The organism is Brevibacillus ginsengisoli (assembly GCF_050113715.1).
Taxonomy (GTDB): domain Bacteria; phylum Bacillota; class Bacilli; order Brevibacillales; family Brevibacillaceae; genus Brevibacillus_H; species Brevibacillus_H ginsengisoli.
The window spans coordinates 511,600-536,337 of the sequence record NZ_JBNJQR010000001.1; the positions used below are offsets into that span (position 1 = coordinate 511,600).

The 24,738-nt window shown below is 47.1% G+C and carries 20 protein-coding genes and 1 other RNA gene; 19 read left to right on the forward strand and 2 right to left on the reverse strand.

The features are described 5' to 3' along the window. The first annotated feature begins 196 nt into the window (after window positions 1-196). The 4 genes from recJ to dtd all read left to right on the forward strand — a co-directional run bounded on the left by recJ (window position 197) and on the right by dtd (window position 6,104). The gene (gene recJ / locus ACQCN2_RS02575) at window positions 197-2,563 is read left to right on the forward strand and encodes a single-stranded-DNA-specific exonuclease RecJ (RefSeq protein ID WP_426927319.1); all 2,367 of its coding nucleotides are present in this window, start codon (window positions 197-199) and stop codon (window positions 2,561-2,563) included. A 13-nt stretch (window positions 2,564-2,576) separates the two neighbouring features. After that, window positions 2,577-3,089, forward strand: coding sequence for an adenine phosphoribosyltransferase (locus ACQCN2_RS02580; protein WP_426927320.1), 513 nt, complete (start codon window positions 2,577-2,579; stop codon window positions 3,087-3,089). Between the two features lie 312 nt (window positions 3,090-3,401). Next, complete coding sequence (locus tag ACQCN2_RS02585) at window positions 3,402-5,570, forward strand: RelA/SpoT family protein (RefSeq protein ID WP_426927321.1); 2,169 nt, start codon at window positions 3,402-3,404, stop codon at window positions 5,568-5,570. A gap of 87 nt (window positions 5,571-5,657) precedes the next feature. Beyond that, a complete protein-coding gene (dtd, locus tag ACQCN2_RS02590; protein WP_426927322.1) occupies window positions 5,658-6,104 on the forward strand; it encodes a D-aminoacyl-tRNA deacylase in 447 nt (148 codons plus the stop codon). Between the two features lie 93 nt (window positions 6,105-6,197). Here dtd and ACQCN2_RS02595 read toward each other — a convergent pair whose 3' ends face one another. After that, entirely contained in the window at window positions 6,198-7,925 is a 1,728-nt protein-coding gene (locus ACQCN2_RS02595) for an N-acetylmuramoyl-L-alanine amidase family protein (RefSeq protein ID WP_426927323.1), read from the reverse strand. 233 nt (window positions 7,926-8,158) lie between these two features. Here ACQCN2_RS02595 and ACQCN2_RS02600 point away from each other — a divergent pair, with 233 nt between their 5' ends. The 7 genes from ACQCN2_RS02600 to ACQCN2_RS02630 all read left to right on the forward strand — a co-directional run bounded on the left by ACQCN2_RS02600 (window position 8,159) and on the right by ACQCN2_RS02630 (window position 15,848). Continuing rightward, window positions 8,159-8,332 carry a hypothetical protein gene (locus ACQCN2_RS02600; protein WP_426927324.1) on the forward strand — a complete coding sequence of 58 codons (174 nt, stop codon included), beginning with the start codon at window positions 8,159-8,161 and terminating at the stop codon, window positions 8,330-8,332. 81 nt (window positions 8,333-8,413) lie between these two features. Continuing rightward, a complete protein-coding gene (locus tag ACQCN2_RS02605) occupies window positions 8,414-9,922 on the forward strand; it encodes a coproporphyrinogen III oxidase (RefSeq protein ID WP_426927325.1) in 1,509 nt (502 codons plus the stop codon). A 429-nt stretch (window positions 9,923-10,351) separates the two neighbouring features. Continuing rightward, window positions 10,352-11,611 (forward strand): histidine--tRNA ligase, encoded by a 1,260-nt coding sequence (hisS, locus tag ACQCN2_RS02610; protein WP_426927326.1) that lies wholly within the window; start codon window positions 10,352-10,354, stop codon window positions 11,609-11,611. A 30-nt stretch (window positions 11,612-11,641) separates the two neighbouring features. Then, the gene (gene aspS, locus ACQCN2_RS02615) at window positions 11,642-13,423 is read left to right on the forward strand and encodes an aspartate--tRNA ligase (RefSeq protein WP_426927327.1); all 1,782 of its coding nucleotides are present in this window, start codon (window positions 11,642-11,644) and stop codon (window positions 13,421-13,423) included. Window positions 13,424-13,503: 80 nt separating this feature from the next. Beyond that, window positions 13,504-13,686, forward strand: a non-coding RNA gene (gene ssrS / locus ACQCN2_RS02620) — 6S RNA. Window positions 13,687-13,749: 63 nt separating this feature from the next. Beyond that, window positions 13,750-14,505: a tRNA threonylcarbamoyladenosine dehydratase gene (locus tag ACQCN2_RS02625; RefSeq protein ID WP_426927328.1), complete on the forward strand. Its 756-nt coding sequence runs from the start codon at window positions 13,750-13,752 to the stop codon at window positions 14,503-14,505. A gap of 5 nt (window positions 14,506-14,510) precedes the next feature. Further along, on the forward strand, window positions 14,511-15,848 hold the full coding sequence (locus ACQCN2_RS02630; protein ID WP_426927329.1) for an AAA family ATPase: 1,338 nt from the start codon (window positions 14,511-14,513) through the stop codon (window positions 15,846-15,848). A gap of 9 nt (window positions 15,849-15,857) precedes the next feature. Here ACQCN2_RS02630 and ACQCN2_RS02635 read toward each other — a convergent pair whose 3' ends face one another. Then, entirely contained in the window at window positions 15,858-16,031 is a 174-nt protein-coding gene (locus ACQCN2_RS02635) for a hypothetical protein (protein WP_426927330.1), read from the reverse strand. 146 nt (window positions 16,032-16,177) lie between these two features. On the opposite strand from ACQCN2_RS02635, the gene cymR reads away from it, so the two are divergent. From cymR to ACQCN2_RS02675, 8 genes are all read left to right on the forward strand, one after another. Continuing rightward, window positions 16,178-16,597 carry a cysteine metabolism transcriptional regulator CymR gene (gene cymR, locus ACQCN2_RS02640; RefSeq protein WP_426927331.1) on the forward strand — a complete coding sequence of 140 codons (420 nt, stop codon included), beginning with the start codon at window positions 16,178-16,180 and terminating at the stop codon, window positions 16,595-16,597. A 57-nt stretch (window positions 16,598-16,654) separates the two neighbouring features. After that, the gene (locus ACQCN2_RS02645; RefSeq protein WP_426927332.1) at window positions 16,655-17,797 is read left to right on the forward strand and encodes a cysteine desulfurase family protein; all 1,143 of its coding nucleotides are present in this window, start codon (window positions 16,655-16,657) and stop codon (window positions 17,795-17,797) included. A 360-nt stretch (window positions 17,798-18,157) separates the two neighbouring features. Further along, complete coding sequence (locus ACQCN2_RS02650; RefSeq protein WP_426927333.1) at window positions 18,158-19,828, forward strand: methyl-accepting chemotaxis protein; 1,671 nt, start codon at window positions 18,158-18,160, stop codon at window positions 19,826-19,828. A 133-nt stretch (window positions 19,829-19,961) separates the two neighbouring features. Continuing rightward, entirely contained in the window at window positions 19,962-22,220 is a 2,259-nt protein-coding gene (gene recD2 / locus ACQCN2_RS02655) for an SF1B family DNA helicase RecD2 (protein WP_426927334.1), read from the forward strand. Between the two features lie 76 nt (window positions 22,221-22,296). Further along, window positions 22,297-22,773 carry a PRC-barrel domain-containing protein gene (locus tag ACQCN2_RS02660; RefSeq protein ID WP_426927335.1) on the forward strand — a complete coding sequence of 159 codons (477 nt, stop codon included), beginning with the start codon at window positions 22,297-22,299 and terminating at the stop codon, window positions 22,771-22,773. Between the two features lie 40 nt (window positions 22,774-22,813). Continuing rightward, window positions 22,814-23,014: a hypothetical protein gene (locus ACQCN2_RS02665; RefSeq protein ID WP_426927336.1), complete on the forward strand. Its 201-nt coding sequence runs from the start codon at window positions 22,814-22,816 to the stop codon at window positions 23,012-23,014. A 22-nt stretch (window positions 23,015-23,036) separates the two neighbouring features. After that, window positions 23,037-23,207: a hypothetical protein gene (locus ACQCN2_RS02670; RefSeq protein WP_426927337.1), complete on the forward strand. Its 171-nt coding sequence runs from the start codon at window positions 23,037-23,039 to the stop codon at window positions 23,205-23,207. 157 nt (window positions 23,208-23,364) lie between these two features. Then, on the forward strand, window positions 23,365-24,426 hold the full coding sequence (locus tag ACQCN2_RS02675; RefSeq protein ID WP_426927338.1) for an AI-2E family transporter: 1,062 nt from the start codon (window positions 23,365-23,367) through the stop codon (window positions 24,424-24,426). Window positions 24,427-24,738: the final 312 nt, after the last annotated feature.

Consider the following 24,738-nt stretch of genomic DNA (forward strand, 5'->3'; position numbering starts at 1 on the left):
TAGGAACAGAGTCGGCATTCTTTACATCAGACTGAGAACCTAAGTGATTTTCTTGTCGACTCCCTTCCGTAGTAAACGGAGCGGACAGTAAATGCTACACGCGAGCTTAAACAGAGCATAGAGGGACGAAGTCTTTTCTCAGTCTTGGCTGCACCCAAGTTTTCGAATATAATAAATGGGGATTGGAGGATGCTGAATGCTCAAGCCTAAATCACGTTGGCAATTAGCTGAATATGAAGAAGCAAGAAGTGACCAGATTGCTCGTGAATGTGGCATTTCCCCTCTGCTCGCCAAGCTGTTAGTCATTCGAGGTATTGATACGGTGGAACGTGCCAATGCCTTTTTGAACGTGAGTACGGACCAGTTTCATGATCCATATTTACTTGATGGAATGGAGCGGGCAGTCAATAGAATTCGACTCGCGCTGGAACAAAAAGAACCGATTTGCTTGTACGGGGATTACGACGCGGATGGGGTAAGCTCTACAACACTGATGGTACACGTTATGCGTCAAATGGGAGCGACCTTTGACTACTATATACCGAATCGCTTTACAGAAGGCTATGGATTAAATCAGGAAGCGATCGCCCAGCTGCATGAAAGAGGTTTTGGCTTAATCATTACAGTGGATACCGGAATCAGCGCAGTTGAGCAAGTGGCCTATGCGAACGAGCTGGGTCTTGATGTCATTGTCACCGATCATCATGAACCGCCAGCCATTCTTCCGGATGCTTACGCAGTGATCAATCCGAAGAAACCGGGTTGTACATATCCGTTTGATATGCTCGCTGGTGTAGGGGTCGCCTTCAAATTGGCCCATGCCCTGCTCGGCGAATTGCCCATGCATCTTGTTGATTTAGCAGCTATTGGGACCATCGCTGATTTGGTGCCGCTTGTTGATGAGAACCGATTACTGGCTACGTATGGATTGAAACGGTTAAATCATACGAATAACATCGGTCTCAAATCGCTCATCCGAATCTGTGGTCTCGACGATAAAGATTTGACGGCGGGTCACGTCGGATTTGCTCTTGGCCCGAGAATTAATGCGGGTGGACGTCTAGAAACAGCAGAAGCGGCGGTTAAACTGTTGATTGAGAGCGATCCCGCACAAGCGGATCAGTTGGCAGAGACATTGGATCAATTGAATCGTGAGCGTCAAGAGCTAGTGCAAACCATTGCCGAAGAAGCCGAAGAAATGGTCCGAAACTTATACCCTCCAGATCAGCATCACGTATTGGTGCTCGCCAAAGAAAATTGGAATCCTGGAGTGGTTGGAATCGTCGCTTCACGCATGGTGGAGAAATTCTATCGTCCGACCATCGTTTTGTGTATTGATCCTGTAAAAGGAACAGCCAAAGGCTCAGCTAGAAGCGTGGCTGGCTTCGACCTGTACGAAGCATTGACGACATGTAACGAGCTGCTTCCTCATTACGGCGGTCACACGATGGCGGCAGGAATGACGATGCCGATCGAGAATCTTGAACTCTTCAGAATGCAGATGAATCAGTTTGCTAAGCAAGTATTAACGGATGAAGATTTGATCCCATTGGCGCGGGTAGACATCTCCATGCCGATTGAAGAAGTTAGTCTGAAAACGATCGAAGCTTTTGAACAACTTGCGCCATTTGGGATGGGCAATCCTACGCCGATTGTGCAGCTGGAGAATGTAGAGTTGACCGGATTGCGTAAAATAGGCAGAGATGATTCTCATATCAAATGTTCGCTTACAGCGAATGGATATAGTGTCGATTCCATCGGTTTTTCACTCGCTGCGATTAGTGAACATATTACTTCTTCGGCGAAGGCACATATTATTGGGGAACTGTCTATAAATGAATGGAACGGAAACAGGAAGCCTCAAATCGTATTGAAAGATATAGCGGTCAACCACCGACAGCTGTTTGATTGGCGTGGATTACGAGATAAGGAATCGAGATGGCGAGAGTTGGCTAATCAGGTGGGCACATACACATTGGTGTTCACGGATGAAACTTTTGCTCAATTAAGCGAATACCGGAATCAATCAGAATCCCTCAATTTGATTGATGCCACGGATCTTGTAAGGCTTCGTCACTCCTTACCCGATCTTGTAAACTGCCAGACGCTGATTATGTTTGATTTACCAAAGAAAAAAGAAGCGTTGCAATGGGTCATTCAAGCGTCTGAACGAATCCAAAGAATCTATGTCATGTTTGGCGACCCCAACCTGACATTGGATAAAATTGAGTTTCCACACCGTGATCAATTCAAGCGGCTTTATCAAGTATTTCATCAGTACCCACACATTCAAATTTCTTCGCTCGATGCCCTTGCGAAGAAATTGGCGTGGAAACGGACGAAGTTAGATTTGATGCTGGCGGTGTTTGTGGAATTGGGGTTCATCCTAGCGGAAGCAGATCACTACAAGCTAGACCCGATCCCCAAAAAAGTCCCGCTCGAACATTCACAACTCTACTCGAATTGGAAGGAAGAGGCGGAACTTGCTACCGATTTGCTTCTTTCCTCGCAAGAACAATTACACCACTACTTGAATCAATGGATGGTTGATACCGTCCTCTAGGAGGATTTTTACAATGAATTTTAAAGAGTACATTCGCGTTATTCCTGACTTCCCACAACCAGGTATCCGTTTCAAAGACATTACCACCTTGTTAAAGGATGGACCAGCCTACAAAGCGTCGATTGACGAGTTGGCCAATTTTGCCAAGGATTTAAATGTCGATGTAATTGCTGGACCTGAAGCGCGTGGGTTTGTCGTAGGTGCTCCACTTTCTTATGCTCTTGGGGTTGGGTTCATCCCGGTTCGCAAATCCGGCAAATTGCCGTATGAGTCCATCAAAGCCGATTACAGCCTGGAATATGGAAAAGACGCTTTGGCTATGCACGTGGATGCGATTACACCAGGGCAACGAGTTCTTATCGCGGATGACTTGTTGGCGACAGGCGGTACCATCTCGACTACGATCAAGTTGATTGAGGAATTAGGCGGTGTGGTAGTAGGGGCAACTTTCTTCATTGAATTGTCCTACCTGGATGGACGCAAGGTAATGGACGATATTCCAGTTAAATCTTTGGTACAGTACTAAAATGAAAAACGGGCATATTTTGCCCGTTTTTGTTATAATCTCAGAAAGTTCAATTGCTTTACAGTGGTAAAGTGACTGAGCTTATCCATTCACGTAAGCCCGCAAAAGTCTAAACAGAGCGTAGAGGGACGAAGTCTTTTCTATATCTTTTACCTTTACAATCACGTGTTATTACAAGATAATAATATGAAAACAGTCTTTTATTAGATTTTGTGCATATCGGGTGGACGATTGATTTTCTTTGTACCCTTACGAAGAAGCTGAAGACAATGCATGGGACTGATATATTTTGGAGGATAAGGGAAGGTAACTATGACAACGGGTGTCGATGAGGTAATTAAGAAGGCTAGCACCTATATGCCGCCAGAAGATGTAGCGATAGTCGAACGCGCGTATCAACTGGCTATGAAAGCACACGAGGGCCAGGTGCGCAAATCAGGGGTCCCTTATATCATGCATCCAATTGCGGTTGCGGGTATTCTCGTTAATCTTAAATTAGATGCGACAACTGTAGCGGCTGGGTTCCTGCATGATGTCGTAGAGGACACAGATATTACGCTAGACATGCTTCGGAAGGATTTTGGGGACGAAGTAGCGTTGCTGGTTGATGGGGTAACGAAGCTCGAGAAAATCAAATATAAATCCAAGGAAGAGCAACTGGCTGAGAATCACCGGAAAATGCTGGTTGCGATGGCGCAGGACATCCGCGTTATTCTGATCAAGTTGGCGGACCGTCTGCACAATATGCGTACTCTGAAGCATATGTCAGAAGAGAAACAACGCGAAATCTCGGATGAGACCCTTGAGATTTTTGCCCCTCTTGCTCATCGATTGGGGATTGCTTCCGTCAAATGGGAGCTAGAGGATATCTCGCTGCGTTATTTAAACCCTCAGCAATACTACCGTATCGTCAACCTGATGCAAAAGAAGCGAACCGAACGTGTGGAGTACATCAGCGAAGCAACGGAAACTATCCAAGAGAAATTGCGAGAGCTCCACATTGAAGCGGAAATCTCTGGACGCCCGAAACATATTTACAGTATCTATAAAAAAATGACAACGCAGAGCAAGCAGTTCAATGAAATTTATGACCTGCTGGCACTCCGCATTATTGTTCATGATATACGGGACTGTTACGCAGTCTTAGGAATTGTCCATACCCTGTGGAAACCGATGCCTGGCCGTTTTAAGGATTACATCGCCATGCCGAAAGCCAACATGTACCAATCACTGCATACGACCGTGATTGGACCCAAAGGAGACCCTCTGGAGGTTCAAATTCGTACCTGGGAGATGCATCAGACAGCGGAGATCGGGATTGCCGCACACTGGGCGTATAAAGAGGGCAAAGGACAGGTTCAAGGCAATTTTGAAGAGAAAATCGGCACACTACGTGAGATTATCCAGGGTGGGCAAGAGGAAGCGCCGAATGCCCAAGAGTTCATGGAGTCTTTGAAGCAGGACTTGTTCTCTGATACGGTATTCGTATTTACACCGAAGGGCGAAGTCATTGAATTGCCCAAAGGGTCTGTTCCACTTGATTTTGCCTATCGTATTCACTCTGCGGTAGGGAATCGTTGCATCGGAGCCAAAGTGAACGGAAAGATCGTACCGCTGGATCACGCGCTCAAAACAGGAGACATTGTGGAGATTTTAACTTCCAAGAACTCCTTTGGTCCTAGTCAGGACTGGCTGAAGATTGCCAAATCCGCTCAAGCGCGCAATAAGATCAAACAATGGTTTAAACGCGAAAAGCGTGAAGAGAATGTGATCAAAGGCAGAGAGATGATTGAAGCGGAGATCAAAGATCGAGGCTTTACCTTAAAAGAAGCCATGACGGACGAGAATCTTCAGGATGCGGCTAACAAGTTTAATTTTCAAGCGCTAGATGATCTGTACGCGGCAGTAGGCTATGGCGGCTTAACGGCTTCTCAGGCTGTTTCACGCATTACGGAGAAATTGCGCAAAGAACGGGAAGAGCAAGTCATCCCAGAATTCAAACCGACGTCAACCATTCATCAAACCGTCAAGAGTGAGAATGGGGTACGCGTCAAAGGGATCGACAACTTGTTGGTACGATTGTCTCGTTGCTGTACACCGGTTCCTGGCGACGATATCGTTGGATTTATAACACGCGGACGTGGAGTTTCGATTCATCGGAAGGACTGCACGAACATCTTGACGGACGACTGCAGCGAGCGCTTGATCGAAGTGGAATGGGAGAGCGATATCAAGCATAATTACAATGTGGATATTGAGATTACCGGCCATGATCGAAGCGGTCTTCTAAATGACGTGCTGCATGTGGTTGGAGAGACCAAAACCAATATTACGGCTGTAAGCGGCAAAGCCGATAAAAACCGGGTGGCTACGATTCACATGACCATTTCGATCAGCAATCTGGATCATTTGCAGAAGGTCGTGGAGCGAATCAAACGGATCAAGGATATTTACTCGGTTCGTCGGATTTTAAATACGTAGGTTAGTGGAAGCGGCCCTTTTTGAAGTGCTGCTTCTTTCTTTGTAGACAGGATAAAAAAGGACAAGGTTGCAAAGGGGTATGCAAAGATGAGAGTAATCGTTCAGCGTTGTTTGGAATCGCGAGTGGAGGTAGAAGGAGAGATTGTCGGACAAATCCAGCACGGACTGATGCTGTTGGTTGGCATTACCCACAACGATTCAGAGAAGGATGTCGAATTTGTCGCGGATAAAGTAGCCAATCTGCGAATTTTCAGTGATGAAGAAGATAAAATGAACTGGTCTGTCCTGGATACCCGAGGACAAATCCTTTCGGTGTCGCAATTCACGCTGTACGGGGATTGCCGGAAGGGGCGCAGACCCAATTTCATGGCGGCGGCCCGACCTGAGATTGCCGAAGGATTGTACGAGCTGTTCAATCAGAAGCTTCGGGACAAGGGGCTTAAGGTTGAGACGGGCAAGTTTGGGGCGATGATGCAGGTCCATCTGATCAATGACGGACCCGTCACTTTGATTGTTGAAAGTGATCCGCAATAATTGCTATGAAGTGTTGGTTGGTTAACACTGTTACGTAAAAAAGCACCGACTGAATCGTTAGAGATGGACGATTCGGTCGGTGCTTTTTTAAATTTAATCACTAGATTGTGACGCAAAATAGCGGGCAATACCGTTAAAAATTCCTTCCGCCGCGAGGTCTTCTTGATTAGCGGAGCGCACACGCGTTTCTTCATCTGGATTCGATAAGAAACCAACCTCACAAAGTATCGAAACAATTGGATTCTCACGCAAGACGTGATAATCTCCGAAACGGGAATGAAGGTCCGCATAGTTGGTAGTCTTAACGATCTCCGATTGAACCATCGATGCAAGCTTACTAGATTCCCCTTCATAGTAGTAAAAAATAATACTACCATTTATCGTGGGATTGGGGTGAGTGTTATGGTGGATACTGACAAACAGATCGGCCTTGTTGTTCACGGCAATATCTACGCGTTGTTGAAGCGAGGGTTTCCAATCGTCGCTTCGTGTCATGACGACCTTGGCACCTGCGGCTTCCAGCTTTGCTTTGAGATCGAGGGCAACCTGGAGATTAATTGTTTTTTCTTGTGTACCGAAGCTTTTCCCGATTGCTCCCGTATCATCTCCACCGTGTCCAGCGTCGACGACAATCACTTTATTTTTGAGCGAGTCGCTGTGTACGATATTGGTTGTCCCTTTACCATCCGCATTGACAATCCATCCAGCCACGTATCCAATTGTTCCGTCGGATAACTGGATGCGAACCCATTCACCTTCCGTTGCCAGAATCGGGTAATGTTCGCCGGGCTGTACGTTTCCAACAATGTCATAGGTAATTCCAGGTCCCAAGCGAACATTCGTGTCGGGATTCAGGATGGTAACCTGTGGTGAACCGGGTTCTGTCGGTGTAACATCTCCAGGAGATACTGTCGGTTCCTGATCATCTTCGGATGAAGGTGAAGCAGCCACGAGCCAGCCAGCGACCCAACCGATTTGCTGATTTGGGGTTCGAACCTGAATCCATTCTCCTTTGCGAGTAAGAATAGTGAGGTTATCACCTTGTGTCAGCTTGCCTACAACGTTACTTGTGGTATTCGGTTGGCTTCTCAGATTCACATTGGTAGCGTTCACTTTTACCACAGTGGTCGGAGAGGGGACAGGATTTGTTGCGATATTCCCAGATTCTTTTACGGCTTCTTTCCCAGCCTCTTTCCCAGCCTCTTTCACCAACCAACTCGCCACCCAACCAGTTTGGGTAGGGGAGAGCTTGATTTGGACCCACTGACCATTTTTTTGGACAAGCGGGTACGATTTGTCGGGATTAATCTTTTGAACAATGGAAGCTGTCTGATTTGGAGCCGAACGAACATTTAGATTTGTTACATTGCTTTGAATATAAGACTTCCCATTGGTTCCGCCAGGCTGACTGGTGGTTGACTTCCCAGTACCTGAATGAACTGTGCCTGAATTCGCCGTGCCAGATGGTTTAGTACCCGAGCTGTTTGGCGTACTCACGGGGGTCTTGGCACTTTTGCTTGGTTTTGCCGAATTGACCGCGATAACATCTTTTCCGCCGACCGGTTTCACTAACCAGCTGGCAATCCAACCTTTGGTTCCGTCTGGCAGGGTGACCTGATACCAGTCGTTTTTCTCGGTAAGAACATTCATTTTGTGTGTACGGGGTAATTGTTTGACCACGTTGTATGTTAGACCAGGTCCTGATCTGATATTAAGCTTGTCTACAGTTCCTTGAACAACATTCGGTGCTGCCTCGGCGGGCATTACGGGGAGGAGGAGACAAGCTAGTGCGAGTATGCTGCAAATTCTAAGTCTGTTCAAAAGGCTCACCCTCTCTAAGCTATTAATCTATCACCCTAAATTTTCCGTCCGACATTACTCTTTCTTCTTAGTCCCTCATTTTTCCTGCAAGTAACGACACAATTAGCATTTTTTTGTGAAAAATAGCTCGATTGATTCTTGTCAAACTTCCTAGCGTTTTCGAATGGCCAAAGCGAGATGTGTGGAATTTGGCGGAAAAGGCAAGACTACTAGGAGAAAAAGGAGGATGTTCAATGCGGCAATCGATCAATGAAACATTCGCGCAAGAATCCAACAGAAGGCTTTTCTCTGTTGATTTTCATGATTTTATTGAAAAGGAAAGTGTCCTTAACGACGTGGAACTCTCATCCGAATTTGATATCAGCATCAAGGACGTCCATCAGCTACGAAAGAGGATGAAGAGGTAGCGAAAAGTGTCAACCTGGATTGACCGTGCTTCAGCCGTTCGATAAACTGTCTCTAGTGAAATGGAAAAGCAGGTGAACAGTTTGATTCAAGTCCGTAACGAGGGACATTCTTTTGAGCGGGAGATTGGTTTTATTCTTGCTTTGTTTTATGAAGACCCTGAAGTGCAATACGTAACCCAGTGGGATAATTCAGAAGCCGATATTCGCATATGGCTCTCGATAACTCCAGAGTCTGATGGCGTTCAAGCGTACGGAGAGATCTTACGCGACAAGGAGCGATACGAGTTTTCATACAAGCGCAACTATCAAGAGCGGACGGAAAAAGCAGAGCGTAAGACAGCCAAGCAAGCCATAAGCTATACACTCTTAAGCCTTTTGGAACGGCTGACAGGAATCGAGCAGGGTTGGGGCATCCTCACCGGGATTCGCCCGACGAAGCTGTTGCATAAATTCCTCACCTCTGGCATGAGCCGTGAAGAGGCGCATCGACATCTGCGGGAAGATTATATGATGCGTCCGTACAAGCTGGATTTGCTGCAAGAAATTGTGGACAAGCAGCTTCAGGTGGTTCCCGATCTTTATTCCATTGATCGTGAACTGTCCATTTACATTGGGATTCCCTTCTGTCCGACCAAATGCGCTTACTGTACTTTCCCGGCGTATGCCATTCAGGCGCAAAAGGAGAACGTCAACGTCTTCCTAGAAGGCTTAATGTACGAAATCCGGGCAACGGGAGAATGGCTGAAGCGACACGATCTGCGGATTACCTCGATTTATTTTGGCGGAGGGACACCGACCAGTATTACGGCTGAGGAATTGGACCAATTGTTTGTAGCGCTCCATCAGTCGTTCCCGCATATGGACAAGGTGCGTGAGCTAACGGTAGAGGCTGGGCGACCTGATACGATTACCGCTGATAAACTGAATGTGATGAAGAAGTGGAAGGTGGATCGGATCAGCATCAATCCGCAGTCATTTACGGATGAGACGCTGGAGGCAATCGGACGCCATCACTCCGTTGCTGAAGTCATTGAGAAATATGAACTGGCTATGTCGATGGGGCTTACCAATATCAACATGGACCTGATTATTGGCTTGCCTAACGAAGGGCTTGAGGAGATGCGAAACAGCTTGGCGGAAGTGGAACGCTTGAAACCAACCTCCCTCACCGTTCATACGCTGTCATTCAAGCGAGCTTCCGAAATGACGCAAAACAAGGAACGCTACAAGGTGGCCAGTCGTGACGAGATTCAGCAAATGATGCGGCTAGCTTCCGAGTGGACGCGAGAGCATGATTACTTGCCCTACTATCTCTATCGCCAGAAAAACATCCTGGGCAATTTGGAGAACATCGGCTATGCGGTTCGGGGGCAAGAGAGCATCTATAACATCATGATCATGGAAGAGGTACAGACGATTCTCGGATTGGGCTGCGGAGCGGTCTCCAAGCTGATGAAACCGGGCAGTGGTCAATTGACTCGTTTTCCCAACCCGAAAGATCCCAAAACCTATAACGAGACCTATAAACAGCTTGTGGTAGAGAAGATTCGGGCGCTAGATGAGGTCTACGGGTACGTCCAACAATCATGATAATTGCTTGATAGAAAAAGTTTTCCTGACAGAACAGTTGACTTCTGTTTCATGCATTTGCTATGATTCGATATAAGTTTTTCATATCTTGATCTGATGACGGGACCAAGTAGCCGGGAATACGCATAGCTAGAGAGGAAGTGCCGTGGCTGAAAGCACTTCTCTGTGACGACTTGGTGAATGACTTCCCTGAAGACCTCCGTGAACGACTATGTCTAGTAACGATCGGGCGTGAACCTGCGTTAAGGGTAATGAAGTGGGATCTCGTATCCAATAAGGGTGGCACCACGGGAGTATATAAGACTCTCGTCCCTGGCGTGAATGCATCATGCTGGGGACGGGGGTTTTTTGCGTATATCCATAAAACTCACGTGCCTCAAGGCTTGAGCGCGTTCCAATAAGCAATACATGAATAGTGGAGGGAAGATTATGTCCAAGATTCAAATTCCGCGTGGCACGCAAGACATTATGCCCGGCACCGTTGAACTTTGGCAGCACATTGAAGCCAAAGCGCGCGATCTTTGCCGCCGCTACAACTATCAGGAAATCCGCACGCCGATTTTTGAACAGACCGAACTGTTTCAACGCGGTGTGGGCGAGACAACCGATATTGTGGAAAAAGAGATGTACAGCGTGGAATCTCGCGGTGAGGACCAACTGACGCTGCGTCCGGAAGGTACTGCGGGTGTCGTTCGTTCCTATGTGGAGAAAAAGCTGTACGGTTCGCCAGTTCAGCCTACCAAGCTGTACTACATTGGTCCGATGTTCCGCCACGAGCGTCCACAGGCAGGGCGTTACCGCCAATTTACCCAATTTGGTGTGGAAGCGATCGGCTCCAGTGATCCTGCGATTGACGCGGAAACCATTGCGGTAGCGGTTCGTTTTTACCAAGAGTTCGGACTGCAAGGAATTACGGTGGAATTAAACAGTGTAGGTACTTTAGAAGATCGCGCGAGACATCGCGAGAAGCTGTTGGAATATTTCCAACCAATCCGTCATGAGCTATGTGCGGACTGTCAATCACGCATGGATCGTAATCCGTTGCGTGTCCTTGACTGTAAAGTGGATAAGTGCAAGAACTTAACCCAAGATGCGCCGTCCATTCTCGATTATCTGAGTCCTGAATCGATGGCTCACTTTGAAGAAGTTCTGCAGCACCTATGCGATTTGAATATTTCTTACACGATCAACCCTCGACTGGTTCGTGGTCTGGATTACTATACGTTGACCGCGTTCGAGATTAAGATGGCGGAGATTGGAGCCGTCGAGACCCTTTGCGGAGGCGGCCGATATAATGGTCTGGTTTCCGAAATAGGGGGAGAGGATATGCCGGGCATTGGTTTCGCTTTAAGTATTGAGCGATTGTTGCTCGCGCTTGAGAAACAAGGAATCAGCTTGCCGGGTGCGCCAGCGCTTGACTGTTTTGTGGTCGTTCAGACACCAGAAGCCAAAGCGAAAGCCTTCTACCTGCTGGATCTGCTTCGTCAAGCAGGGGTATCCGCTGATATGGATTACCTGGGACGCAAAATGAAGGCGCAATTAAAAGCAGCAGATCGCTATCAATCTCGCTATGCCGCGATTATTGGCGAATCAGAGCTGGCTAATGGAACGGTTGTCCTTAAAGAAATGGCAACGGGCGAGCAACAAGAAATCAAGTTGGAAGATGTAGCCGCAGTTTTGGTGAAATAAATCATTCTAAATAATCCGGAGGGGATTTACATGTATCGTTCTATTTTTTGTGGCGAAGTAACGAAACAGCATGTTGGTCAAGAAATCAGCCTGAGTGGTTGGGTGAACAAACGTCGTGACTTGGGTGGAGTCATCTTCATCGATCTAAGAGACCGTACCGGTTTGGTTCAGCTAGTATTCAATCCGGAAGTAAATAAAGAGGCTTGGGCAATCGCTGATAAAGCTCGTGGCGAGTATGTTCTAGCAATTAAAGGGAAAGTGGTTGAACGCGCTCCAGAAGCGGTCAACACTAAGCTGAAAACAGGAGAAATCGAGATTGTCGCTTCTGAAATCACCATCCTGAACGAAGCCAAAACACCTCCGTTCCTGATTGAAGACAATGTCGATGTAGATGAATCGCTGCGTTTGAAATATCGCTATCTTGACCTTCGTAGACCGGAAATGCAACGCACCTTCTTGCTTCGCAGCAAGGCTGCCAAAGCATTCCGTGACTACCTCGACCAACATGGCTTCATGGAAGTGGAGACGCCAATGTTGACGAATAGCTCGCCTGAAGGAGCACGCGACTACCTGGTGCCATCCCGTGTGCATCCGGGTGAATTCTACGCGTTGCCGCAATCTCCGCAGCTGTTCAAGCAGCTTTTGATGGTTTCCGGTTTTGAGCGTTATTATCAAATCGCTCGTTGCTTCCGTGACGAGGACTTGCGCGCTGACCGTCAGCCAGAATTTACGCAAGTCGATATTGAGACCTCCTTCCTGCCAATGGAAGAGCTACTTCCGATGATGGAGAACATGGTTGCACACGTGTTCAAAGAAACACTGGGAGAACAAATCCCGACGCCATTCCCGCGCATGACTTATGCGGAAGCAATGGATCGCTATGGTTCCGACAAGCCAGACGTCCGTTTTGGCATGGAGTTGACCGACGTATCCGATTTGGTGAAAACCAGCGGATTCAAAGTATTCGCAAGCACAGTGGAGAGCGGCGGTCAGGTAAAAGCGATCAACGCAAAAGGCTGCGGGCATTACTCCCGTAAGGAAGCGGATGACCTCGGTAAATTCGCGAGCCGTTATGGAGCAAAAGGCTTGGCTTGGATCGGTTTCAAAGATGGAGAAGCCAAAGGCCCTATCGCCAAATTCTTCACTCCGGAAGAGATCACGGCTATGCAAGCTCGTATGGACGCGACAGAAGGAGACCTGCTCTTGTTCGTAGCGGACAAACCAAAAGTAGTAGCAGACGCATTGGGTGCGCTTCGTTCCAAGCTGGGTAACGAATTGGGTCTCATCGACCAGAACGAATTTGCCTTCCTGTGGGTTGTAGACTTCCCGCTGGTTGAGTGGGATGCAGAAGCTGGTCGCTATGTAGCGCTTCACCATCCGTTCACGCGTCCAAAAGATGAAGATTTGCACCTGTTTGACACCAACCCGGCCGAAATGCGCGCACAAGCGTACGACATGGTCTTGAACGGATATGAGCTTGGCGGGGGTTCCATGCGGATCTTCAAACGCGACATTCAGGAAAAAATGTTCAAGGCACTCGGCATGACCCCAGAAGTAGCCAGAGAAAAATTCGGGTACCTCTTGGATGCATTCGACTTCGGTACGCCTCCGCATGGTGGAATGGCCCTCGGCTTGGACCGCTTGATCATGCTTATGGCTGGTCGCACCAACTTGCGTGAAGTCATTGCCTTCCCGAAAACGGCAAGCGCAAGCGACCTGATGGTGAACGCTCCAGGTGAGGTCGATCTGGATCAATTGCTTCAGCTTCACATCGCGACTACCGCGGTAAAAGAAGAGGAAGTCAAGGCATAGATCAACTACACTTTGCCCCCTAATTTTAGGGGGCAAACTTGCGTTCAAGAATCACAATATGATACGATTACCTCAAAAATAGAGCCCTGCGATGTACGTGATTATCCTTTAGTTTTGAGCCACAAAGATTCTTCTCGGGAGTTCGGTTGTCCGTGATCTGGAAGACATGCCTCGTTGGAGTGGAAGTCTGGAAGATTTGGCAGAACACCCACCTGCTAGCGCAGGTTCAAAACTGTGGTGCTTCACGGCATACTGGGGCTCTTTTCCCATGTTTCATTCCTACTTTTCCGATCAAGATTATCATATATTTGAAAGGTTGTTACTGCATGCTACATCAATTCTCTCGTTGTGAATTGGCATTTGGGCCAGAAGGTTTAGACATCATGAAGAACAGCACGGTCGCTGTGTTAGGGATCGGTGGAGTAGGTTCCTTTACAGTGGAAGCGCTTGCCCGAACCGGCGTTGGCAAACTGATTTTACTGGATAAAGATGTTGTAGATATTACCAACATTAATCGACAAATTCACGCCACCTTAAATACGATCGGCCAGGAAAAAACAGAGTTAATGAAACAACGGATCGCTTCTATCAACCCTGAATGTGAAGTGATCACGCTAAATATGTTTTATGATGAGAGTACAGCAGATCACTTATTTGAACACCAAATTGATTATATCGTGGATGCAATGGATACCGTCTCGGCCAAAATTCACGTCATTTTGGAAGCGAAAAAACGGAACATTCCGATCATCTCCAGTATGGGAGCCGCCAATAAAATGGACCCAACTCGCTTCGAGGTTGCGGATATCTCCAAGACCAGCTACGACCCAATTGCCAAGGTCATTCGTCGCGAGCTTCGCAAAGAACGCATTTTTAAAGGAGTAAAAGTGGTTTATTCCAAAGAAATTCCGGTTACCATTCGGACAGACGTACAAGAGCAGATTGTGACGAACCCTGATTCGCCGATTCGTAAAGTAAAGCAGCCGCCAGCAAGTAACGCGTTCGTTCCATCTGTAGCAGGACTGATTCTCGCTAGTGTTGTCGTGCGTGATTTGATTGGATTTGAACCGAAGAAAGGGTAAGAGCTATGGATTTGTTTTCATTTGCTTATGAACAACAAGCGGTCGATCGATCGAAGCCGCTTGCGGCGCGACTGAGACCACGCGCGATTAATGAAGTTATTGGACAATCGCATATTCTTGCGCCTGGAAAACTGCTTCGCCGCGCGATTGAAGCGGATCAGGTCTCTTCTTTTATTTTTTATGGTCCGCCTGGTACAGGTAAAACCACCCTTGCCAAAGTCATTGCTAATACCACCAAGACGCACTTCTCTGAACTGAATGCTGTAACAGCCGGGGTGGCGGATATTCGCAAGATCGTGGAAGAAGCTAAGGATCGACTGGTCATGAGCCAGCAGAGGACGACGTTGTTCGTGGATGAAATCCATCGCTTCAACAAATCCCAACAAGATGCCCTTCTCCCTTTTGTGGAGGAGGGGACCATTATCCTGATTGGCGCCACGACGGAAAATCCTTTTTTTGAAGTCAACTCTGCGCTATTATCCCGGTCGCAAATTTTTCCGCTGCAGCCTCTCACCGAGCAGGAGCTTGGGCAAGTTATGGAGCGAGCGTTAACGGATCAAGAAATGGGATTGGGAGAGCTTGCGGTTGAAGTGGATGAAGAGGCAAGGCAACATCTTATTCGCTATGCGGAAGGGGATGCCAGACGATTATTGAACGCGCTGGAGCTTGCGGTTACCACGACGCCACCGTCCATTGATGGGAAGACGAGGATTGACCTTGAGGTTGCGGTTGAATCCATTCAGCGTCGTGCGGTTCGCTATGACAAAAGCGGAGATAACCATTACGACACGATCTCCGCTTTTATCAAATCGATTCGCGGGTCCGATCCCGACGCCGCTCTTTATTGGCTGGCGAGGATGATTGACGCGGGAGAGGATCCTAAGTTTATTGCTAGACGACTGATCATCTCGGCTTCAGAGGATGTAGGGAACGCCGATCCGCAGGCAATCAGTGTGGCAATGGCTTGCTTTCAGGCGGTACAGGTGATTGGAATGCCTGAGGGGCGAATTCCTCTCGGCCAAGCCACAACCTATTTGGCACAAGCGCCCAAGAGCAATGCCGCATACAATGGCATCAACCAGGCTCTTTCCGTCATTCAGGCAGACGGTCACAAACCCGTTCCTGTCCATTTGCGGGATCAAAGCTATAAAGGGGCTGCCAAACTTGGGCATGGGCAAGGCTATCTCTACCCGCACAATTATCCACAAGGGTATGTCCCTCAGCAGTACTTCCCGGATGGTATCCATTACCATTTGTATCAACCGAAGGATATCGGGTATGAGCAAGAGATCAAGACGCGCCAGCAAGCGCGAAAAACATCTTCAGACTCCAAGCCATCTTAGAAGAAATGACTACGTGCGTGCGTCTCCACCTGGTTTATTCGGGAGGTCGCCGTTAATATTGGGTTGTTTGCTGACTTCACTCGCCCCAAAGCGAGCTTTGTGAGCGACGGTCCCCGCAGGAACTTCATACAGCAGTTCAGACGGATGATTGCGACCACGCTCCGAACGTTTATTCGTTGGCATTTTCAACACCTCCTAGTACAGTAGGATAAACCGAATCGAGCCAACTCATGTCTACCTAATCGCTCCAGTGAGTGATCGTATGATTCATAAAAAATATGTTCCCGTTTATGTGGAGATAATGGCAAATGTAAGAGGAGAGCTGAACATTGAAGATTTCTACCAAAGGCCGTTACGGCCTCACGATTATGATGGAGCTGTCCAACCGCTTTGGAGATGGCCCAGTTTCTCTAAAAAGCATCGCCCAGCGTCACGATTTGTCTGAGCACTATCTGGAACAGCTAATCGCACCGTTGCGTAATGCCGGTCTTGTCAAAAGTATTCGCGGTGCCTATGGTGGCTATGTGCTATCCAAAGCTCCGGAGGAAATTACTTCTGGTGATGTGATTCGCGTTCTCGAAGGGCCGATCAGCCCAGTTGAGTTCGCCGAGGAAGAAGATCCGGCCAAGCGTTATTTATGGCTGCGCATTCGCGACGCTATCTCAGCAGTGCTGGACTCAACTACATTGAAGGATTTAATCAGCCATCAGGATGACGATCAGACCGATAGCTACATGTTCTACATATAAGTGAGATGGGAGAACAAGCTTTCATTCTCGAAGGCTGAGATGAATAGGTGAGATGAAATGACAAACTTAATCTATCTTGATCATGCTTCTACTACGCCCATGCATCCGCGTGTGATGGAGGTTATGAATGCGGCGATGTCCGAGACATTTGGTAATCCTTCCAGTACGCACGGCTTCGGACGAATCGCCAGACAGAAGCTGGAGAAAGCTCGGGACCTCATTGCTAAGCAATTAGGGGCAAATCCAGGGGAACTGATATTTACAAGCGGCGGTACAGAAGCGGATAATTTGGCCATTTTCGGAGTGGCCATGGCCAATCAGCACCGTGGTCGCCATATTATCACAACCCAAATTGAGCATCACGCTGTCTTGCATGCTTGCGAGCAGCTAGAACAGATGGGCTTTGAGGTAACGTACTTGCCAGTTGATACGACAGGAATGATTTCTCTTGAGGAGCTCGAGAAAACGATTCGTCAAGATACCATTCTTGTCTCCATCATGTACGGAAATAACGAAGTGGGAACGGTTCAGCCGATTCACGCTATTGGGGAGCTTGTTCGCGCGAAGGGAAGCTACTTTCATACCGATGCCGTTCAGGCCTTTGGCGTGGAGAGCATCAACGTCCAGGAGCTGCCCGTTGACCTGCTTTCTGTTACCGCCCATAAAATTAATGGTCCTAAAGGCGTAGGCGCCTTGTATGCGGCCAAACATGTAAAGCTAAGCCCACATCAGTTCGGGGGTTCTCAAGAACGAAAGCGGCGCGCGGGGACGGAGAACGTAGCTGGCGCTGTTGGCTTTGCTGAGGCTGTTTTCATTGCAGCAGAAGAGTTGGAGAACAATCGGAAGAAGTACCAGGCGATGCGTGACGCCATGTTAAGCATTTGGCAGGACGCTGGAATAGCCTTCGAGGTTAATGGTCATCCCGAGAAATTCTTGCCACACATCTTGAATGTAAGTTTCGTAGGGATTGACACGGAGACCATGCTGATGAATCTCGATCTGGAGGGAATTGCTGCTTCAAGTGGCTCAGCCTGCACATCTGGCTCTTTGGAACTATCCCATGTGTTGGTAGCCATGCACCTTGGCGATGCGCGCACGCATTCAGCGATTCGTTTCAGTTTTGGACTTGCCAATTCTATCGAACAAGTGCAAGAAGCTGCCCGCAAAATCGTTTCGATTGTGAAAAGGATTTGCAAGTAATGAACGAAAAGATATCGGGAAAGAGGGAGTGTTCGATGGACACTCCCTTGTTTATTTTAATATCGGAATGTTTAATTGCTTTACAAAGGTAAAGTGATTAGGCATTCCTTCTATTTGCGTAAGCCCACCAAGAAAAGACTTCGTCCGCTTGCCCCCCTCAGATGAAGTCTTTTCTTCTATTTGTGAACATTTTTTGACAATATAATTAAAAAAATTACCATTTCTTATCAATAGAATGTATACGTTTACAAGGTATTAATGCTACTATATTGCTATTCTGGCCTAATTAAATTTATAAGTATGTAAGCTTGTAGAGCTATCAAGATGGGAAGTATGAGTTTGTTTTAGGGGGAATATATAGTGCAAACAGTACCAAAGTTATCGTCGATCAAGTTTAAATTTATTGTGACCGTTCTGATTATTACCCTTGTCCCAATTCTTACCGCCGGATTTTTACAGTATCGCTATTCGGAGCAGGCTGTTTACGATTTGACAATTAATGATCTGAAGTATGTGACTTATCTGGTTGGAAAAGAACTTCAACATTACACCGAACAAACCGACCCTAGTTCTTCGGATCGAGAGCAAATTCTCAAGATTACGAATGATGTGGCGGAAAAGTATTACAAACCACACGGACAGCAAGGCTATGCCTACATTATTGACAGTAAAGGGACTATGATCTACCATCCCAAACAAGACGTGATTGGGACTGATTTTTCGAAGGAAGCCTATATTCAACAAATGCTAAAGGAAAAGCAAGGGTACGTAGAATATGAGTTCCAAGGAAAAGACAAGGTTACGGCTTTTGAAGAACTGCCGAACGGCTGGATTTTGGGAATTGGAAGCTATCAAAGCGATCTCTTGGCTCCTTTTGCGAAAAGTAAATTGATGATTATGATTATTTCTATAATCTCTTGCTTTGTGGCCGTGCTAATCGGAGTGTTTATTGTTTATATGATTCTGGTACCACTGAAACGTATCGTTGGGGCCATGAAAAAAGCGGAGACAGGCGATCTGACGGAACGGGTCGTATTGGATCGTAGAGATGAGTTCGGCCAGCTAGCTGGGATGTATAATGAGATGATGGATGTATTCCGCAGAATGTTGAATGAGGTTCAAAACGTGTCCGAACAAGTGGCGAGCTCATCTCAAGAGTTAACTGCAAGTTCTATGGAGAGTGCAAGAGCGTCTGAGCAAATTTCGATAGCGGCTACCGAGATTGCTACAGGCTCCGAGAAACAAAGTGAAACCGTTGGCGAAACGACAACTTCCATACATCGAATTGGACATGATATTCATGAGATTGCTTCTTATGCGAAGCGAATCACCGATGACTCCCAGCTCGCCTACCAAATTGCCCATGAAGGTGAAAAAACCTTAAGTGAGCTTGTGAAAGAGATGGATCAGATTACAACGAAGGTTCAGTCGACAGAAAAGGTCATCCGTACTCTTGGAGAGCAATCTGAAGCGATCATGGGAATCATCACCATTATCCGTGAGATGAGCGCACAGACGAACTTGCTTGCTCTTAACGCTGCTATTGAGGCCGCGCGCGCAGGTGAACAAGGCAAAAGCTTTGCTGTTGTCGCCCATGAGGTTCGACGACTAGCTGAACAATCGGGTCAATCCGCTGATGAGATCACCAAGCTGATCATCAGTATTAACGATGAAATCAAACATGCGGTTTATGCGATGGAACAGACGACGGAAGCGGTTCAACTGGGACGTGGAGGAGTAGCCAACTCAGGTAAATCATTTGGCCAAATCCTTAAGTCTGTAGATGATGTAAGCAGCCAAATTGAACAGATGAATCAAGCGGCTCAAACCATCGCTAATGATACCGAGAGTATTGTGTCCAATGCGGATCAAATCGCCAAGTTGGCCACAATCGCCGCGAGCGATACACAAGAAGTAGCGGCCGCTTCTGAAGAGCAGACGGCAACCTCTGAGGAAATAAGCGCAGCTTCAGAAACATTGGCTCGTATGGCGGAACAACTGTCTGAAATGGTGAAACGCTTTAAAATTTAACAAACTTCAATAAGCATATTAGCAAGTTTTTTCATCCACTTTGAATAAAAGTGGATTTTTTACTGAAGACGCCAAATGAATGGTTGTGTGGTAAAATGGCATTCTGAATGCTTTGAGAAGGGTGGGGAATACAATGCAGCAGGCACTCCCGCTGTTTTCAGAAAAAATGATTCGCGGTCACATCCTTCATGAGATTTTTTACAATGAAGAGAACTGGTATGGTGTGATCCGTTTAAAAATAGAAGAAACCACAGAGGATTACTCGGAATCGGAAGTCATTGTCGTTGGACACTTCCCACGGCCGCATCCGGATGAATTGTACACCTTTTATGGAACCTGGAAAAACCATGCCAAATTTGGCGTTCAGTACGTGGTAGATCGCTATGAACGGGAAACACCCAAAACCAAAGCAGGCGTAGAGAAATATTTGGCGAGTGGACTGTTTAGCGGAATCGGTAAAAAAACAGCGAAGCGCATCGTCGAATATTTGGGGGTCGACGCGTTAACCATCATTGCCGAACAACCGGAGCGTCTGGAAGAAATCCCGGGATTATCAAAAGAACGCGCCCGGCAGATCTTTCAGTCTGTACTCGAACATCGCTCATTAGAGAGGGCGATGGTCTTTCTTTATGAATTCGGTATTGGCGTTCATCTTGCGCTGCGGATTTATCAGACCTATAAGACGGAGACCATGGACGTGATTACGGATAATCCCTATAAGCTGATTGAGGATATTCAAGGGATCGGCTTCAAAAAAGCGGATGAAATCGCCCGTTCAAACGGCATCGGAGCATCGTCTCCAGAACGTGCCGGGGCTTGCGCCTTGTTTGTCTTGCAAGAATCCGGATATGGAGAAGGACATGTTTTTCTGAGTGAAATGGAACTTTGTGACAGGACCCTTCGTCTATTACATGAGTGTGGTGGACACGTCTTCACACGAGAGGATATTCAGCAAACCCTGCAGCTTATGTTTGAGGACCAACGAATTGTTTGGGAAGAGGATCGGGTCTATCTGCCCAGTCTGTTTTTTGCGGAAATCGGCTTGGCGAAGAGGATGCGCTTTTTTGTGGAACGCTCTGATTTGCCTTCATTTCCTGCCTCTGAATTTTATCAGGCGCTTGGGCATGTAGAGGACGAACTGGCGATTACGTATGCGCCTACCCAGCGAGAAGCGGTGGAGAAAGCGATTGAAAGTGGAATTATGCTTCTAACCGGTGGGCCTGGTACAGGGAAAACGACCGTCATTCGCGGGATCTGCCATGTGTTTGCTGATTTGCATGGCATATCACTCGATCCGAACAAATATTCAACACACGAGAATCCTTTTCCCATTCTCTTGATAGCACCTACAGGCCGAGCAGCTAAACGAATGTCCGAGACAACAGGACTTCCGGCCATGACGATACACCGTTTACTAGGTTGGAATGGTACCGGATTTGAGCATGATCAGGACCATCCGGTAACCGGAAAGCTCGTCATCATCGACGAAATGTCTATGGTTGACGTCTGGTTAGCCAATCAGCTATTTCGGGCGCTTCCATCCAACATTCAGATTGTCATGGTAGGCGATCCAGACCAGCTCCCATCTGTCGGTCCCGGTAACGTTCTGGCAGATTTGATTAGTTCCAATCTGCTTCCACAGGTACAGCTTCACGAAATTTATCGGCAAGCGGAAGAATCCTCGATCATTCGTCTAGCCCATCACATCCGACAGGGAGAAGTACCGACTGATTTGCTGACTCCAGCGCATGATCGAAGATTTTTCATCAGTTCGCCACAAGAAATTGCTTCGGTAGTGAAACAAATTTGTATCGGAGCCGTAAATAAAGGATATACAGCCAAACAAATTCAAGTGCTGGCTCCCATGTATAAGGGTGTCGCAGGAGTGAATCAGCTAAATGAAGAGCTCCAGGCCCTATTTAACCCCAAATTGGATCGGGTTAGAGAAGTGACTTTCGGTGAGACAGTTTTTCGAACCCATGATAAAGTATTGCAACTGGTTAACAATATCGATGAACAAGTGTTTAACGGAGATATGGGCGAGGTAGTGGCAATATTTTATCCTAACGAGAACGAACAAAACGAAGAAATGTTGGTGGTTTCGTTTGACGGACGGGAAGTGGTTTATAAGCGGTCTCAGTATCATCAATTGACGCTTGCCTACTGCTGCTCCATCCATAAATCACAGGGAAGTGAATTTCCGATCGTGATTATGCCCCTCGTACGAAATTACCATCGCATGCTTCGGCGTAAACTTCTGTATACGGGTGTGACGCGCAGCAAGTCCTACCTCATTCTATGTGGTGAAATTGAAGCGTTTCGAACAGCTGTCGATCATCACGATGAAGGTGTACGCTATTCCTACCTAAAAGAACGTCTTTGTCAAACATAGATGCTGATTGGCACAGTTTCCCCAGCATGTCTATAGGCCCTTCACCAAATAATAAGAAGGCGGAAGGGGGTTCCCTATGCATAGAGCAATGGATGTTTTGGGACTGCCGATTATTTCTCTAGTTACTGGAGAAGAAATCGGGGTGATCAACGACATTCTTTGTGATATGGAATGGCGCAAGTTGGGTGTCGTTGTTCGAGACAGAGGCTGGTTCCAACCAGGTACTTATATTCCTTCCGACAAAATTCATGCCGTTGGGGAGGATTTCCTGGCCGTTGAGAGCAAAGACGCAATTACCTCCATGCATGAGGTCCGCAAACACGATACGATTGGCTTCGTTACAGGCTTAAACAAGCTGAAGGGCAAGCCGGTTGTTACGCGAAACGGTGTTCTTTTGGGTAGTGTTGAAGATGTTTACTTTTCTGTGAATTGGGAGAAGCTAGTAGCATGTGAATTATCCCAAGGCTGGATTGTGGATATAACCGAGGGTCGGCAGCGTTTGCCAATTACCCCGACGCTCATTATTGGGAAAAAAGGACTCATCGTTTCGTAAAAATCGTGTCGTGCGTAAGGCATGCAAGGAGGCTGGCGTCATGCAAGTAAGATGCCCAAATTGTAGTGGAAAAGATATAGGCAAGATTGGAACCAATCAATATTATTGTTGGACTTGCTTTGTCGAGTTGAGTTTATCAGGCGACCAGATTTCCTCGATTTATCAGGTGGAAGAAGACGGGTCCCTGCAATCACTCAATGATTTGTTTTTAGAGGAACCTACCGTCCACACCCAAATTTAATGAAACTGAAGGAGGAGTTGGCTTGTTCGGACGCGGAATACTCGGGAAAATCATTACCGGCGGTATCCTTGCGGCAATCGGGTATATGCTCATGCCAAAACGCAGAAACCGTATGATGCTCCTTAGACAATGGCCAATCTCTCGTCGCGATTTATGGAAAGTAGGGCGTTATCTTGCCCGCGCTGTTCGTTAGGGAATACCTATTTGACATTCTTGCTGGCACCTAATTTTAAGCGGTGCCAGCTTCTTTCGTATAGTTTCGCTTTTTGGTGCCACTCTAATAAAGGCGGCTCGGCAATCTCCGAGTTTTCTACTCATAGGATCATGATCAAAAGGGGAGAGCCATACGGATGGAGTTTAAGCGTCATCCTTTCTTTTCTGCGGCAATCAGCTGTATTTTGATTTTGCTCATCATCAACCTGCTGTGGTGGATACGCCCGCTTGTCAAACAGATTTGGTTGATTATTGAGGAAGTGACGGTTCCTTTTCTGGTCGGCTTAGTCATTGCCTATTTGCTCCATCCAGTGGTTGTCCTTCTGGAAAACCGCAAAGTTCCTCGCCTGGTTGCGGTACTCTTGATTTATGCCTCATTCATTCTGATCATAACGATCGCGATCGTGAACGCTATTCCCATCTTTACCAAACAATTGATTGAGCTTGCGGATGATTTGCCCAGACTGACGGGGTGGTACCATTCGTGGATGAGTGAATGGGAAGCCAACAAGTATTTTTTACCCGATACCGTTCAAAGTGGAGTAGATCGAGTCATCCTTCAGTCCAAAGAGCGGATGTCTCATTCGGTAAGTGATTTTGTTGCGAATGCCCAAGATACGATCGGCAAAATGCTAGGGTATGCCGTAGTTCCGTTTATCGCCTTTTATCTGCTAAAGGATATGAAGGTTATCCAACGCGGGACTATACTTTTGATCCCCAAGAAATACCGTCGGGGAACACTTCATACCATGAGAGAAATTCATGATTCGTTAGGAAAATACATACACGGGCAGATGGTGGTCTCACTTATTCTTGGCGCGCTTGCCTATCTTGGGTATTGGTATATTGACATGCCGTATCCATTCGTGCTGGCTTCTTTCATTTGCATTACCAATATTATTCCGTTTATTGGTCCTTTAATCGGAGCCCTGCCCGCGCTGATTATTGCCTTGACTATCTCGACCAAAACTGTTTTGTTTGTGGCTGCTATAAATTTAGTAATACAGATTTTGGAAGGGAATATTTTATCGCCTCACATCGTCGGCAAATCTCTTCATTTGCATCCGCTGCTCATTATCTTCGCTTTGCTAGTGGGCGAGACGCTTGGCGGCATAATCGGGATGATTGTCGCGGTTCCGGTTTTGGCGATCTGCAAGGTACTCATTACACGAATTTCCTTAATCCTGCATGAAAGTTGACAGTCTGGTACTTTTTTCACTATAATGAAGATCAATGAATCCATATGGTTGATCGATGAAGGAACGAGTAGGCTAAAACCCTTCTACAGAGAGGGTGCTCCACGGTTGAGAGGGCATCCAGAAGCAGAGTAGTCGAATGCTATTCCGAAGACTGGGCAAAAACCAGCGGGTAGACTCCGTTACAAGTCCTCGAAGCGACAGTCGTTTTCTGTTCAATTGAATGGAATGGCTGTAAGCAGGGTGGTACCGCGAGAACAGCTCTCGTCCCTGATTGGGATGAGGGCTTTTTTTATTTATATGTAAGAAAGGGTG

Coding starts and splice junctions, on each gene's coding strand:
- ACQCN2_RS02645 (WP_426927332.1), top strand. CDS start 16,655: ATGACAAACTTAATCTATCTTGATCATGCTTCTACTACGCCCATGCAT.
- recJ (WP_426927319.1), top strand. CDS start 197: ATGCTCAAGCCTAAATCACGTTGGCAATTAGCTGAATATGAAGAAGCA.
- ACQCN2_RS02665 (WP_426927336.1), top strand. CDS start 22,814: ATGCAAGTAAGATGCCCAAATTGTAGTGGAAAAGATATAGGCAAGATT.
- dtd (WP_426927322.1), top strand. CDS start 5,658: ATGAGAGTAATCGTTCAGCGTTGTTTGGAATCGCGAGTGGAGGTAGAA.
- aspS (WP_426927327.1), top strand. CDS start 11,642: ATGTATCGTTCTATTTTTTGTGGCGAAGTAACGAAACAGCATGTTGGT.
- ACQCN2_RS02600 (WP_426927324.1), top strand. CDS start 8,159: ATGCGGCAATCGATCAATGAAACATTCGCGCAAGAATCCAACAGAAGG.
- recD2 (WP_426927334.1), top strand. CDS start 19,962: ATGCAGCAGGCACTCCCGCTGTTTTCAGAAAAAATGATTCGCGGTCAC.
- ACQCN2_RS02635 (WP_426927330.1), bottom strand. CDS start 16,031: ATGCCAACGAATAAACGTTCGGAGCGTGGTCGCAATCATCCGTCTGAA.
- ACQCN2_RS02630 (WP_426927329.1), top strand. CDS start 14,511: ATGGATTTGTTTTCATTTGCTTATGAACAACAAGCGGTCGATCGATCG.
- ACQCN2_RS02660 (WP_426927335.1), top strand. CDS start 22,297: ATGCATAGAGCAATGGATGTTTTGGGACTGCCGATTATTTCTCTAGTT.
- ACQCN2_RS02675 (WP_426927338.1), top strand. CDS start 23,365: ATGGAGTTTAAGCGTCATCCTTTCTTTTCTGCGGCAATCAGCTGTATT.
- ACQCN2_RS02580 (WP_426927320.1), top strand. CDS start 2,577: ATGAATTTTAAAGAGTACATTCGCGTTATTCCTGACTTCCCACAACCA.
- hisS (WP_426927326.1), top strand. CDS start 10,352: ATGTCCAAGATTCAAATTCCGCGTGGCACGCAAGACATTATGCCCGGC.
- ACQCN2_RS02585 (WP_426927321.1), top strand. CDS start 3,402: ATGACAACGGGTGTCGATGAGGTAATTAAGAAGGCTAGCACCTATATG.
- ACQCN2_RS02625 (WP_426927328.1), top strand. CDS start 13,750: ATGCTACATCAATTCTCTCGTTGTGAATTGGCATTTGGGCCAGAAGGT.